Origin of the sequence: Mycolicibacterium bacteremicum, assembly GCF_002086115.1 — a bacterium.
In the GTDB taxonomy this organism is placed as follows: Bacteria; Actinomycetota; Actinomycetes; order Mycobacteriales; family Mycobacteriaceae; genus Mycobacterium; species Mycobacterium bacteremicum.
In genome coordinates, this window is record NZ_MVHJ01000006.1 from 53,703 (window position 1) to 66,706 (window position 13,004).

Consider the following 13,004-nt stretch of genomic DNA (forward strand, 5'->3'; position numbering starts at 1 on the left):
TGTCAGCCGCGGGCGGCGAGGTGCAGATGGTGTTCGGCGGCAACCGATTCGGCGGCGGGCGGCTCGCCGGTCCACCGCGGGAACAGGTCCCGGCTCAGTTCGATATCGGCGAGGTCCAGTACGCGGTTGACGGTCTGGTCGACGAGGTCCTGGATCGATGCCGGTTGGTGGTAGAACGCCGGGGTCGCGGGCATGATGACAGCGCCTGTCTCGGCGAGTTGGGTGAGCAGCCGCAGATGACCCAGGTGCAGCGGTGTTTCGCGTACCAGCAGCACCAATCGGCGTCGCTCCTTGAGGGTGACGTCGGCAGCACGGACGAGCAGATTGTCCGAATATGAGGTGGCGATACCGGCGGCCGTCTTGATCGAGCACGGAGCGATGACCATGGCGTGCGCGCGAAACGATCCCGAGGAGATGGAAGCGCCGATGTCCTTGCTGCTGTGAACCACGTCGGCTAGTTGGCCGACCGCGTGGACGGTGGTATCCGTTTCGACGGCCAGCGTGCGTTTGGCCGCCGGTGACATCACCAGATGGGTTTCGATTCCGGGTTGGTCGCGTAGGACTTCCAAAATCCTTATGCCATAGGCGATGCCGCTGGCGCCGGACATACCGATGATGACCCGTTTGTTCACAGGCGTCAGGGTGGCATCCGCATCCACGGCATCTACCCGGGCCCGGTGGACACCGAGGTGTACGGCACCGCAGGCAACTACCTGGGCCGCACCCCGCGCGTCGCGCCCACCGCCGATGCGCCGGCCACCATCGCCAAGGCCATCGTCGCGGCCACCACCCGACGGCACTCCACCGAGCGCCAGATCGGCTGGATCAACCGTCCCGCGATCGCGGCCTATCGGCTGTTGCCCAAGGTGTTCGACGCGATCATCATTCCGCTGTTGCAGGCAACATCCTTCAGTTCAGAGCCCACCGAGGAGTCGGCGGGGAACGTGCACGGGTCGGGCGGAGCCAAGTCTGACGCGGATTCGCGGACACGGAAATGACGCAGGCTGTCGGCGAAAGGAGCGTGGTCGTCAGTCGAACCCGGATCTTCAGTTGTCGCGTTGTGCGACGAGAACGCTGGCGGGTCCGCTGATCTGGTCCGCAGCGAGGCGGAGGTCGGCCACGGTCCGCAATCCCGCCTGCTGTAACAAGGCGATGAGTTGGTCCGGCTGCCACTGGTAGGTCGTCCATGTGACCGGCACGCCGTTGTAGGCCTCGGTGCGTACGACATCGTCGTCACCGACATGGGTGGCGATGATCAGCTGACCACCCGGTCGTAGCGCCGCGGCGAACGAGGACAGGACCGTCGGCAGGATGTGGCGCGGCAGGTTGAACAGAGACCACCAGCCCAGGATCCCGCCGAGCGATGCCGGGCGCAGATCGAGGTCGGTCGCCGAGCCGACCCTGAACGTGCACTGAGGATGCAATCGCCGTGCATGATCGATCATCCGTGGAGACAGATCGATTCCGGACACGTCGATGTCGCGCTCAGCAAGATACGCGGTCACCGTCCCCGGACCGCAGCCGACGTCAAGGACAGGACCGATCGGTGCAACAACGTCCGCAAATGCGTCCACGGCGGCTCTGAGCCACGGATGGGTCCGGATGTCCCCGACTCCCGTGGTGGTCACCATCTCGACGTAGTTGTCGGCCACACGGTCATAGGAGTCGCGAACGGCGTCGAGGTCAACGGGCTGTTGACTTGGTCCCACGGGCACGAAGATGACGATAGTACGAATCCCGCTGGGCCGGTCAGGCCGGATTCTTCAGATACCCTGCCACCGCACCCGCCAGTCCCGACGCACCGCGGCGGAAGGACCGCAGCGGCCCGACGAGCGGCTCCTCGTACCCGGCGAACCACAATCCCGTTGCTGCGCTAGGGGTTCCGTTGCTCATCGGATCCCCGTCGGCGTCGAGCACACCGAGGTGGCCGACCATGTCGTCCAGGCCCTTGGTGTAGCCCGTGGCGGCGATGACCACGTCGGGACGCACCGACGTCCCGTCGGCCAACAGGACGCTGTCAGCGTCGAATGACGCGACGGCCGCGACCACCTCGATGCGGCCGTCCTCGACCCGCGGCACCAGGTCGTCGCCGAGGGTCGGGATGCGGGTGTCATCGAGCAACGCGCGATAGATCCCCTTGCGTGGCGCCGGCAGGCCGTCCTCTTGCAAATCGCCCCACCACAGAGCACGCATCATCGCCGCGGCACGGTCGAGCACCGCCACGGGCAGTCGATCGAAGGCGTCACTGAACAGGTCGACGGGGACACCGGCAATCGCACGCGGCACCAGATGCGGCGGTGTGCGCACCGACATCCGCACTCGGCGTGCACCGGCGTCGCTGAGGCGCACGGCGATGTCGGTGGCCGAATTACCCGAACCCACTACCAGGACATCGTGTCCGACGAACGGGCCGGTTCGGTGATAGTCCACCGAGTGCAGCAGTTCACCGGTGTAGTCCTGCGTCCCGGGCCATGACGGCGTGCGCGGCGTGTGGTAGTTCCCGGTTGCCACCACAACCGTTGCCGCAGTGATACTTTCGCCATCGACGGTCAGGCGCCAGCCCGCCGCGTCGCGGTCGATGCGCTCGACCGCCGCGCCCAATCGAAGGCGCAGCCCCTGCCGTCGCGCGTAATCATCGAAGTAGTCGACCATGGCGTCGCGCGATGGCCACCGCCCGTGGCGGCTGGGGATGTGTTGACCGGGTAGGTGCGACCAGTAGGCGCAGGTGTTCAGCCGGAAGTCATCATGAAAGCGCCGCCACGATGACACCGGTTCGGGTGCGCGGTCGAACACCAGTGCGTCGATCCCGTGTAGGTGGCGCAGCTGTCGGGCCACGGCCATGCCGCACGGGCCCGCGCCGATCACGACGGTTTGCTCCTCGGCCCCTTTCGTCGCCCGCGCTCGGTCCATTCCTTGCGTCTCTCCCGGCACGGGACATCCATTCCCGTCGACTCCCGATCTCCAAACCATCCTTGGCGGCTCGGCCGACAAGAGGCCATCTCGGTGCCGGCCGGCGATCAACCTGTAGCGATGGAATAAGTTCTGCCCCTTTGGTTTCACCAGTCACATGGCAGCCGAAATTGTCGGTAGTAGCACGTATGTTCGAATTATGACATCGGATCTGGCAGCTGCGGTCGCCGCCTACACCAAGAGTGTGGACGCGCTGCTGGCTGCCGATGTCGACGCCTGTTCGCACCGCGACCTGATTGCCGCGTTCGCCGATGTCGAGGCGACGACCCACCGAGTACCGATGGTCGAGTACGCGATCCTGGCTCGCCTGCAACGCGAGGCCGGTCCGGTCGAGTTGGGTGCGACCTCCTGGACGAAACTGCTGAGCCTGCGCACCCGAATGAGCAAGGGCCGCGCCCTGAAACTCCTCACCCGCGCCACACAACTGGCGCCGCGGCGAACACTACAGGGGCAGGACATGGCACCCGAATGGGAGCACGTCGCCGCAGCACTGACCCGCGGCACCTTCGGCGACGAGCACGTCGAGGTGATCCGCAAGTTCTTCAACGCCTTGCCGGCCACGGTGGATCCGATCACCCGCTCCCAGGCCGAACACTCCCTTGTCGAAGCCGCCGCCGACCTCGACCCACACTCGTTGACCGTCCTGGCGATCCGCCTACTGGCACTGCTGCATCCAGACGGAGACGAACCCGCCGACGCCGCCGCCCGCAAAGCCGGCTTACACCTGGGCGCCCAACAACCCGACGGCCTGAGTTACCTCTCCGGCTGGATCACCCCAAAACTGCGAGCCATGATCGAACCCATCCTCGCCAAATTCGCCGAACGGGGCCGCCACCCCGCACGCGAGCCCGAATCCGAGCCCGTGGAACTCCCGCTGCACGACGAACCCGAACCTGGGACCGTGCCGGCGACCGAGTCCGAGCCTGATGACGCTACCGGTCAGGGTGATTCACGCACTCCACTTGCCGAGAGCACGCCTGCACCAGCGCCCACCCCGCTGCTGGATCCGCAGTGGCGCACCAAGTCTCAGTACCTCCACGACGCCGTCGAAGCCGCCTTCGACCTGCTGCTGCGATCCCAGACCCTGGGCCGGCTCAACGGATTACCGACCACCGTGGTGGTCACCACGACCTTGCAGGAACTGCAAGCCGGCGCCGGCTACGCGGTCACCGGCGGCGGCTCTCTGCTCCCGATGCGCGATCTGATCGCGATGGCCGCCGCCGGGGCGTACCACTACCTGGCCGTGTTCGACGGCCACACGTCCATGGCCCTGCACCTCGGGCGGGCTCAGCGTTGTGCCACCGGGGCGCAGAAATTGATGTTGTTCGGCCGCGAGCGCGGCTGCACCTGTCCCGGCTGCGACGCGGCCTTCTACGACACCCAGGCCCACCACGGCGTGGCGGACTGGAAGCACGACGGTAAGACCAACGTCGACGACCTGACCCTGGCCTGCAGCCCCGCCAACCAGATGATCGAGGACACCGGCTGGACCACCCGGCGCCGCGCAGACGGCCGATTCGAATGGATCGACCCCACCACCGGCCGAGCGCACCTCAATGACCTGCACCACCCCGAACGTCTCCTCGGACCCCCGGAAGACGATCTTCCTCCATAGCGACGGCGCGTCGCGACGAAATCTTGTCCCCGGGGCCTGTCAGCATGTCGGTCGGGACATGCCGCTGCGCCGAAGTGGCACACTGAACACGTGCGATCCGAGGCTCAGTGTTGGCTCACCGACATGGACGGCGTTCTGGTGCACGAAGAGCGTGCGCTGCCAGGGGCGGCCGAGTTCCTGCAGCGACTCACCGCCAAGGAACGGCCGTTTCTCGTCCTGACGAACAACTCGATCTACACCCCGCGTGATCTCGCCGCGCGCCTCGCCAGAACAGGTCTCGACGTCCCCGAACACGTAATCTGGACCTCCGCCATGGCCACCGCTGCCTTCCTGACCGATCAGTTGGCCAACGGTTCGGCCTACGTGATCGGCGAAGCCGGCTTGACCACCGCGCTGCACGAGGCCGGCTACACCATGACCGACGTGGAGCCGGACTTTGTCGTGTTGGGCGAGACGCGCACATACTCCTTCGAGGCCATCACGAAAGCGATCCGCCTCATCCTCGGGGGCGCTCGGTTCATCGCCACCAACCCGGACGTCACCGGCCCGTCAGCCGAGGGCCCGCTGCCCGCCACCGGTTCGGTCGCGGCGATGATCACCAAGGCGACAAACCGGCAGCCCTACTTCGTCGGCAAACCCAACCCGATGATGTTCCGTAGTGCGCTCAACCGGATCGAAGCACATTCAGAGAGCACCGTGATGGTCGGTGATCGGATGGACACCGATGTGGTCGCAGGCATCGAAGCAGGCTTGGAAACAATCCTCGTGCTCACCGGGTCGACCTCGGTGGAGGACATCGACAAATACCCATTCCGGCCCAGCCGGGTTCTCCCGTCGATCGCCGACGCGATAGACCTCGTCTGAGTCGCGGCACATCGCCCGCCGGCACGCGGCGCGGACAGGTCGACGCGGCCGGATCCTCTAACGGGTTGCCCGCCAACGCTTCCGGGTTGCGGCGATGGCCCGCCCGGCGATCCGATGGGGCTGACCGTTCGCCAGGTCGATGATCGAGTCCGCGACCGACCAGGACATCTTGCCGTCGCTCATCACGACCATCTGCGCAACGCTCTGATAGGCGGCCATGCCGACGAACATCGCCACCTCACGGTCATTGGTGGCCGTCTTCCTGGCCTGCCTGGCCACGACGCGGTTGAGCAACCGCCCCACCCGTGAGGCGGCGAGATCCTGCAGCGTGGACTCGCGCGTGAAGTGCGCGCGCGAGGGCGGGGGCACCTCGGCAGCCGGCACGGGCGGCGGAGCCGGCACCAGCCGGGTCGCGACCGCGGGAAGGTCGGAATAGCCGATGATGCCCGGCCGCGCGGCGACGACCGCCGGGATCGCGTTGACGACCGGCATGGCCGTGATCACCGAACCGATGCCGACCATCTCGTCCATGGTCATCGAACCGAACTCCGGAAGCACCCCGGCCTTCAGGGTGACGTTGGGGTGGCCGCGAACCTCGATTTCGTAAGCCATCGCAATATCCCATGCGGGCGTCAGGTCAGGGGTGATCGTCCACTTCACCGCGGTCTCGAGCACGTCCAACCCGCCGACCGATCCGATCCAGCGGGCGTAGATACCAGCGACGGTGCCGGCGCGAACATCACGCCCCGGAATGTCGAGATCCTTAGCCGCATAGGCGAAATCGACATCGCAGCGAATACCGTCCAGCGACAGACCCAGCAGCTCGGCCAGCGCCTCGCAGGTGTCCCCGAACGGGATGGTGGCATGCGCGATATCCGCTGCGTGGTTCGCATCCCCGGCCGGACGCCCCCACCCGAGCTCGTCCTGGTTCGCATCCCCGGCCCACGGCCCGATATCAAAAGACTCGAGAATGCTCACGTAGTTGGCAGTACGGCACACGTTGGTCGCGATCGACGCCAGATACTGCACGTATCCGGGGTTCACGCCGCTGCCGAACATGCTGGCGCCACCCTCGATGGCCGCGGCCTCGATCCGCGCGCGACTCTCCTCGCCATATGCGCGCCCGGTCATGAAGTGTGCCGTCGTCGCCACATTGATGCCGGCGCGAAGCAGCGTCACCAGATGGTCGATGTCGGGGTGCAACGGCATGTAGACAACGCAGTCCGGCTTCAGCGCGAGGATCTCCTCGATGCTATCGGTGGCCGAGACACCGAGTCTGCGGTCGAGTCCGCACAACTCTCCGAGGTCCCTGCCCACCTTGTCGGCGCTGTAGGCGTATACGCCGACGAGCTCCAGGCCGGGGCGCTCCAGAATGCCCTTCACCGCCTCACGCGAGATGTTGCCGGTGGTCCATTGCACCAGGCGGATCGGGGTATCGGTCACTGAGCACTCCAGGGGTCGAGGTGTCCGGGGTGGCAACCACGCCGCTGGTTGCACACAACGCGGAGCCTACCCCTAGACCTTTACAAGACTGGCATACTCTGTAAACATGACACTCCATACGTTCACTGGACACACCGTCCAGCGAGTTGGGAGCGCCAGCGATGTCACCGGGCCCGCAGCCACCGGAGTACGACGCCGCCTGGGTACGCGCCAAGTACGACGCCGAGCGCGTGAAACGGCTCAGAGCCGCCGGCGTCGATCAATACATCGAGGTCACCGCCGACTTCTCGCACTACGCCGATGACCCCTACACCGAACGCGTCGAGCGGGAGCCACAAACAGACCACACCACGGTCCTCATCATCGGCGGCGGCCTCGGCAGCCTGATCGCCGCGGCCCGCCTTCGCGAGAGCGGGATCGACGACATCCGCATGGTCGACACCGCCGGTGACTTCGGCGGCACCTGGTACTGGAACCGCTACCCCGGCGCCCAGTGCGATATCGAGTCATACATCTACCTGCCACTGCTCGAAGAAATGAACTACATCCCCAGCGAGCGCTACGCCCACGCCCCGGAGATCCGACATCACCTGCAGGCCATCGCCCGCCATTACGACCTGTACCGCAACGCACTGCTGCAGACCACCGTCACCGGCATGACGTGGAACGACGACGCCAAACACTGGCACGTCACGACCGATCGGCACGACCAGCTGACCGCCAACCTGGTCGCCGTCTCCCCCGGCTCGCTGACCCGCCCGAAGCTACCCGGCATTCCCGGCATCGACGAGTTCGCCGGCCACACCTTCCACACCAGCCGCTGGGACTACACCTACACCGGCGGTGATGAATCCGGCGGCCTGACCAGACTGCGCGACAAACGGGTCGGCATCATCGGCACCGGCGCCACCGGACTGCAGTGCATCCCGCACCTGGGGCGAAACGCACAGCATCTCTACGTCTTTCAACGCACCCCCAGCACCGTCGCCGAACGCGACAACCGCCCCACCGATCCCGATTGGGCGCAGAACCTGTCCCCGGGCTGGCAGCGCGAGCGGATGGAGAACTTCACCCGCGTCACCTGCGGTGTCGAGATGGACCTCGACCTCACCGACGACGGCTGGACCCGCAACGCGCTCGAACTCACCGACCCCGCGGTGGCCCGGGAAACCCGACGCCTCGGCCAGGATATGACACCCGGGGAGATCGCCGAGTTCCTCTACCGCGCCGACTTCGAGGTGATGGAACGCCTGCGCCACCGCATCAGCACCATCGTCACCGATCCGGCCACCGCCGAGGCGCTCAAGCCCTGGTTCAAACTGATGTGCAAACGACCCGGCTATCACGACGACTACCTGCCGACATTCAACCGGGCCAACGTCACTCTGGTCGACACCGACGGCCGCGGCGTCGAACGCTTCACCACCACCGGCGCGGTCGTCGACGACACCGAGTACGAACTCGACGCGCTGATCTTCGCGACCGGATTCGAGGTCGGCACCGAATTCACCCGTCGCATCGGCTTCGAGATCACCGGCCGTGACAACCTGAGACTGAGCGACAAGTGGGCCAAAGGCATGCGCACCCTGCACGGACTGCAGACCCACGGCTTCCCCAACTGTTTCTTCCTCGGCTACACCCAGTCCGGGGTCTCGCCCAACTACACCCACACCGCCGAGGAACGGGCCCACCACTTCGCCTACCTGGCCCGCCAATGGGCACAACGAGGCGCCGCGACCATCGAGGCCACCGCCGAGGCCGAGTCGCAGTGGTTGGCCGCCATGGACGAATCGACGGTCATCCCGAAGGCGTTCTTCCAGGACTGCACCCCCAGCTATCTCAGCTCTGAAGGCGCGCAGGACAATCCGCACGGCATGCTGTCCTCGAACTTCGGCGGCAAACCGACGGAGTTCTTCGACATGTTGGCCGAATGGCGCGCCGCGGGACGGCTCGACGGGGTCGAACTGGCATGACCGCCAAGCTCACCATGCGCGACCGGCACCGCCTGCTGACCCGCGAGCACATCCAGGCCGCCGCACTGGAGGCCTTCGCCGAGCGCGGCTACGTCGCGGTCACCATCGACGACATCGTCAGCCGCGCCGGCATCGGCCGAGCCACCTTCTATCTGCACTACGACAGCAAGGCCGCCGTGTTGCGCGAGCTGCGCGACACCCGGATGGCGTTCTGGCAGTGGCAGGACGCACCGAAAGGCGGGCCGCGCGGCCGCCCGTCGATCCGCGCGTTCTTCGAGAAGGTCGTCGACTTCTACACCTCCGCGCCCGAGCTCTACACCGCCCTGCACCAGGCCCGCGCGGCCGACCCGGAGTTCGCGGCGGCCCACCGGGCCACGATGGAGGACACCATCGGCGAGTGGATTCGCACCGGTGCGATGCCCGGCGCCACCGAGGATCAGCTGCGCCTGGCCATCGCGATGATGTACACGATGGTCGACTCCTTCATGCACCTGTGGTTGGTCGACGGCTGGTCTTTGGACCGCGACGCCGCCATCACCGCCATGACCGACGCCCTGCACGCCACCATGCGCTGAGGCGCACCTAGCTACGGAGACGCCATGCCGGACAAGCGATATCTGCACCTGAACCTGGTTGCCAACGACATCAACCTGCACCAGGGCGCGTACAAATACGAGCAGGCACAAGCCATCCCGGAGCGCAGCACCTTCGAACGCCTCATCGAGTACGGCACGTTCGGCGACGAAGGGTTGTTCACCGCGCTGTTCGTCGGCGACATCCCCGGCCTCAACGGCTCCCCCGCCTTCGACGGCGGTCCCGCCGAACCGATCACCGCGCTGACCGCGATCGCCCAACACACCCGACACGTCGGCCTGATCGCCACCGCGTCGACCACGTTCTACGACCCGTACAACCTGGCCCGCCTGCTGGCCTCACTGGATCAGGCGAGCGACGGCAGGGCCGGTTACAACGCCGTCACCTCGGTGATCGACCAGTTCGCGCTGAACTACAGCCTGACCGGGCATCTGGACCGGGAGGCCCGCTACGATCGCGCCGACGAGTTCCTCCAGGTGCTGCGCGCCCTGTGGAACAACCGATCGCTGCGCCGCGACGCCGACGGCCTCACCCGGTTCTATGCCGATCCGATCAACCACCGGGGCAACCTCTTTCAGGTCGAAGGCGCGCTGAACATCGCGCCCAGCCGGCAGGGCAGGCCGCTGATCGCCCAGGCCGGCGGATCCGGAGCAGGTGTGCGGGTGGCGGCCAAGCACGCCGAAATGGTGTTCACCAACTCATCCACCCGTGACAGTGCGGCCGAGTACCGGGCCAACCTGGACAAGGCCCTCATGGAGCAAGGCCGCACCCCCGGTTCGGTGCCGGCCATCCCGGGCCTCATCCCGTACGTCGCCCGCACCGCCACCGAAGCCGACGAGCGGCTGCGCGAACTCGACAGCTACGTGAACTGGGAGCCGATCGCCCCGTTCGCGTTGGGGCAGTTCGGGATCGAGGTGGCCTTCGATGACATCAACGAAGCATTCCCGACCGCACAGCTTCCGGTCCCGGCCGATGTCGAGAAAACCATCAAGAGCACCTTCGGCAATTACGTCGGGCTGTACAACTGGATCCACGAGCGCCCCGGCGTCACGGTGCGCGAGGTCGTCGCCCAGGCGGTCGGTCGCGGCGGTGCCACCCACCGCAAGTTCGTCGGCAGCTATGACGACCTTGTCGATGACTTCGCCGCCTGGCACGGCGACGGCAACGTCGGCGGATTCAACCTGATGTTCGCGGCCGGGGCGCAGTCCATCCGAGAATTCATCGACGAAGTGGTGCCACGCCTGATCGACCGCGGCATCTACCGCAGCACGCCGCACGAGAAACCGCTGCGCGAACGGTTCGGACGCTAGGGCGCCGCGACAAGTTTGCGGGCAACGTCGACGAGCTTGACGTTGGAATCCTGGGACAACTTGACCAGGAGACCGAAGGCGGCGTCCGCGTCGACTCCGAGGCGTTCCATGAGGATCCCCTTCGCCTGTCCGATGCCATCCCTACTGGCCAGCGCCGCCTCGAATTGTTCCTCTGCCTGCGCGTTGTGCAACGCCACCGCAGCGTGCTGGGCCAGGAGGCCGCCGACGAACATCGAGTCCTCGGCGAACAGCCCGGGCTCGCCGCCACACAGGTTGAGCGCGCCGAGATTCTGTCGTTGTATCGACAGCTGAAGGCTCACCATGCTCTGAGCTCCGTGCGCGGCGGCCGCCGGGCAGTACCGCGGCCACCGACGGTCGGAAGCCATATCGTCGACCCGCACTGTGCGGTGCCCGCGCAGCGCCGTCAGACACGGCCCCTCGTCCAGTTCGGCCTGCAGAGAGTCGAGTTTTTCCACGATGGGGTCGCTGGGGACGCGCGCCTGCACAGTTCGTCCGTCCACCAGCGACACACCTGCCCAACGAACACCCGGCACCAGATTGACGGCACCTTCCACGACAGCGTGCAGAGTTGTCTCCGTATCGGCCTGGTCCTGCATCTTGACAGCCAGATCCGCCAATTGCTGGGCCAGATCACGCAATTGATCGGCCATAGCCAGACGGTAGCCCCGCCGGGCACCGACTCGCTACCCCACTCATGCGCCACCCGCACCTTTTCCCTGTTCAAGCACTGAGTGCAACGGCGTTCAGCGAACTGTCTTGTTGCCCTACACAGTCCGATGAAAGGGGCTTTCAGCGCCGTCACTGCGGACCGGCAATGGCAAGATCCGGCCCGCAGACCCGCCGCACGATATTGACCGTGGCGTAAGACTTTCGACCCGATCGGGTTATTTGTTTCGGGATGAGTGATACCGAGGACCGGCGTTCGACCGTGCAGAGGGGCAGCCCGCACCTCCTCACACCCGCAAGCAGGAGAAACACATGAGCGTGGACGACATGACCCATCTGGGTGGCACCGGCATCGACGAACTGGTGCCGTCCCGGTATGCACTACGGGTCGGGGATATCGACGTCCTGGTGATCAGCGACGGCGTCCTGCCGATCACCGCCTCCACCATGGCGACCAACGCCGAACCCGCCGAATACTCGGCGTGGCTCAAGGACATGTTCCTGCCGCCGGAGGTCCTGGACTGGCCTTTGAACGTCGCCGTGGTGCGCAGCGGCGGCAAGACCATCCTGATCGACTCCGGCCTGGGCACCGAGTTTCCCGACTTTCCGCGTGCCGGTCAGCTCGGAATGCGGCTCACCGCAGCCGGTATCGATCCGTCCTCGGTGACCGACGTGGTGCTGACCCACCTGCACATGGACCACATCGGCGGACTGCTGGTCGCGGGTCTGCGCGACAAACTGCGCTCCGACCTGCGGGTACATGTCGCCAGCGCCGAGGCCGAGTTCTGGCAGGCACCCGACTTCACCCGCACCGTCATGCCCGAATCCATTCCCCCGGTGCTGCGCCGCACCGCCGCCCAGTTCCTCGACCTGTACCGCGGCCAACTGCGGACCTTCGAGAACGAATACGAGGTGGCACCCGGCGTCCTGCTGCGCCGCACCGGCGGGCACACCCCGGGCCACAGCATCGTGCGTATCGAATCACGCGGCCAGGCACTGACATTCGCCGGCGACGCGGTATTCCAACCCGGTTTCGAGCAGCCGGGGTGGCAGAACGGATTCGAGCACGATCCCGAGGAATCCACCCGGGTACGCATCAGGCTGCTCACCGAGCTGGCCGCCAGCGGCGAACAGCTGGTGGCCACCCATCTGCCGTTCCCGTCGGTCTGCCACGTTGCGGCCGTCGGCGGCGCTTTTCGATTCGTCCCTACCGTGTGGGACTACTGAGCCGGCGCGCCCGTCCGGTTTCGGCTGCGAGGCCGGCGCCGGGCGGGTCCGCATCCGTTTTACGAACACTGGTTTCAGCGCATCCACCGGCGGGGTACAGGCGTGACAACGGGCGCGATGGCAGCGCCACCATCCTTGACCTGGAGGTGCCCAACGTGATCCCCTTTATCTGCACCACGTGCGGACAGTTCGACATCGACTCGGCCGAATGCTCGTCATGCGCACAAACGACGCGTGAGCACTCCCCGAGCGACGCAGCCGTCGCATAATTGCACTGACCCTTCGGCCGTCGCGCCGCGGTAGCCGAAGGGACAAGGCGAG

At 66.2% G+C, this 13,004-nt stretch carries 12 protein-coding genes; 7 read left to right on the plus strand and 5 right to left on the minus strand.

The annotated features are described in order from the left end of the window. Positions 1-2 precede the first annotated feature (2 nt). Positions 3-632, minus strand: coding sequence for a UbiX family flavin prenyltransferase (locus tag BST17_RS08890; protein ID WP_264002187.1), 630 nt, complete (start codon positions 630-632; stop codon positions 3-5). Positions 633-677: 45 nt separating this feature from the next. Between BST17_RS08890 and BST17_RS08895 the strand changes: the two genes are divergently transcribed. After that, on the plus strand, positions 678-998 hold the full coding sequence (locus BST17_RS08895) for an SDR family oxidoreductase (RefSeq protein WP_083057224.1): 321 nt from the start codon (positions 678-680) through the stop codon (positions 996-998). Positions 999-1,046: 48 nt separating this feature from the next. Here the strand turns inward: BST17_RS08895 and BST17_RS08900 are convergent, their stop codons facing one another. Together BST17_RS08900 and BST17_RS08905 are read right to left on the minus strand one after the other, a co-directional pair. After that, entirely contained in the window at positions 1,047-1,715 is a 669-nt protein-coding gene (locus tag BST17_RS08900) for a class I SAM-dependent methyltransferase (protein ID WP_234807596.1), read from the minus strand. 34 nt (positions 1,716-1,749) lie between these two features. Then, a complete protein-coding gene (locus BST17_RS08905; protein ID WP_234807597.1) occupies positions 1,750-2,865 on the minus strand; it encodes a flavin-containing monooxygenase in 1,116 nt (371 codons plus the stop codon). Positions 2,866-3,109: 244 nt separating this feature from the next. On the opposite strand from BST17_RS08905, the gene BST17_RS08910 reads away from it, so the two are divergent. Both BST17_RS08910 and BST17_RS08915 read left to right on the plus strand, forming a co-directional pair. After that, a complete protein-coding gene (locus tag BST17_RS08910; RefSeq protein WP_165762249.1) occupies positions 3,110-4,585 on the plus strand; it encodes an HNH endonuclease signature motif containing protein in 1,476 nt (491 codons plus the stop codon). A 90-nt stretch (positions 4,586-4,675) separates the two neighbouring features. Beyond that, on the plus strand, positions 4,676-5,449 hold the full coding sequence (locus BST17_RS08915; RefSeq protein WP_083057231.1) for an HAD-IIA family hydrolase: 774 nt from the start codon (positions 4,676-4,678) through the stop codon (positions 5,447-5,449). A 57-nt stretch (positions 5,450-5,506) separates the two neighbouring features. On the opposite strand, the gene BST17_RS08920 is transcribed toward BST17_RS08915, so the two are convergent. Next, a complete protein-coding gene (locus BST17_RS08920; protein WP_234807598.1) occupies positions 5,507-6,892 on the minus strand; it encodes an NAD(P)H-dependent amine dehydrogenase family protein in 1,386 nt (461 codons plus the stop codon). A 161-nt stretch (positions 6,893-7,053) separates the two neighbouring features. Between BST17_RS08920 and BST17_RS08925 the strand changes: the two genes are divergently transcribed. Genes BST17_RS08925 through BST17_RS08935 form a run of 3 tightly spaced genes read left to right on the plus strand, consistent with a single transcriptional unit; the run spans position 7,054 to position 10,769 of the window. Further along, on the plus strand, positions 7,054-8,865 hold the full coding sequence (locus tag BST17_RS08925) for a flavin-containing monooxygenase (RefSeq protein WP_083057232.1): 1,812 nt from the start codon (positions 7,054-7,056) through the stop codon (positions 8,863-8,865). Further along, positions 8,862-9,440, plus strand: coding sequence for a TetR/AcrR family transcriptional regulator (locus BST17_RS08930; RefSeq protein WP_165762250.1), 579 nt, complete (start codon positions 8,862-8,864; stop codon positions 9,438-9,440). Before BST17_RS08925 ends, BST17_RS08930 begins: the two co-directional genes overlap by 4 nt. A 24-nt stretch (positions 9,441-9,464) precedes the next feature. Beyond that, positions 9,465-10,769, plus strand: coding sequence for an NtaA/DmoA family FMN-dependent monooxygenase (locus BST17_RS08935; RefSeq protein WP_083057235.1), 1,305 nt, complete (start codon positions 9,465-9,467; stop codon positions 10,767-10,769). On the opposite strand, the gene BST17_RS08940 is transcribed toward BST17_RS08935, so the two are convergent. Then, complete coding sequence (locus BST17_RS08940; protein ID WP_083057237.1) at positions 10,766-11,440, minus strand: GAF and ANTAR domain-containing protein; 675 nt, start codon at positions 11,438-11,440, stop codon at positions 10,766-10,768. The two genes, BST17_RS08935 and BST17_RS08940, sit on opposite strands and share 4 nt — an antisense overlap. A 328-nt stretch (positions 11,441-11,768) precedes the next feature. Between BST17_RS08940 and BST17_RS08945 the strand changes: the two genes are divergently transcribed. After that, on the plus strand, positions 11,769-12,683 hold the full coding sequence (locus tag BST17_RS08945; protein ID WP_083057239.1) for an MBL fold metallo-hydrolase: 915 nt from the start codon (positions 11,769-11,771) through the stop codon (positions 12,681-12,683). The last annotated feature ends 321 nt before the right edge of the window (positions 12,684-13,004 follow it).

Bases quoted from the DNA above. Each gene is read 5' to 3' on its own strand.
- BST17_RS08910 (WP_165762249.1), top strand. From the start codon at position 3,110: ATGACATCGGATCTGGCAGCTGCGGTCGCCGCCTACACCAAGAGTGTG.
- BST17_RS08925 (WP_083057232.1), top strand. From the start codon at position 7,054: ATGTCACCGGGCCCGCAGCCACCGGAGTACGACGCCGCCTGGGTACGC.
- BST17_RS08930 (WP_165762250.1), top strand. From the start codon at position 8,862: ATGACCGCCAAGCTCACCATGCGCGACCGGCACCGCCTGCTGACCCGC.
- BST17_RS08935 (WP_083057235.1), top strand. From the start codon at position 9,465: ATGCCGGACAAGCGATATCTGCACCTGAACCTGGTTGCCAACGACATC.
- BST17_RS08940 (WP_083057237.1), bottom strand. From the start codon at position 11,440: ATGGCCGATCAATTGCGTGATCTGGCCCAGCAATTGGCGGATCTGGCT.
- BST17_RS08945 (WP_083057239.1), top strand. From the start codon at position 11,769: ATGAGCGTGGACGACATGACCCATCTGGGTGGCACCGGCATCGACGAA.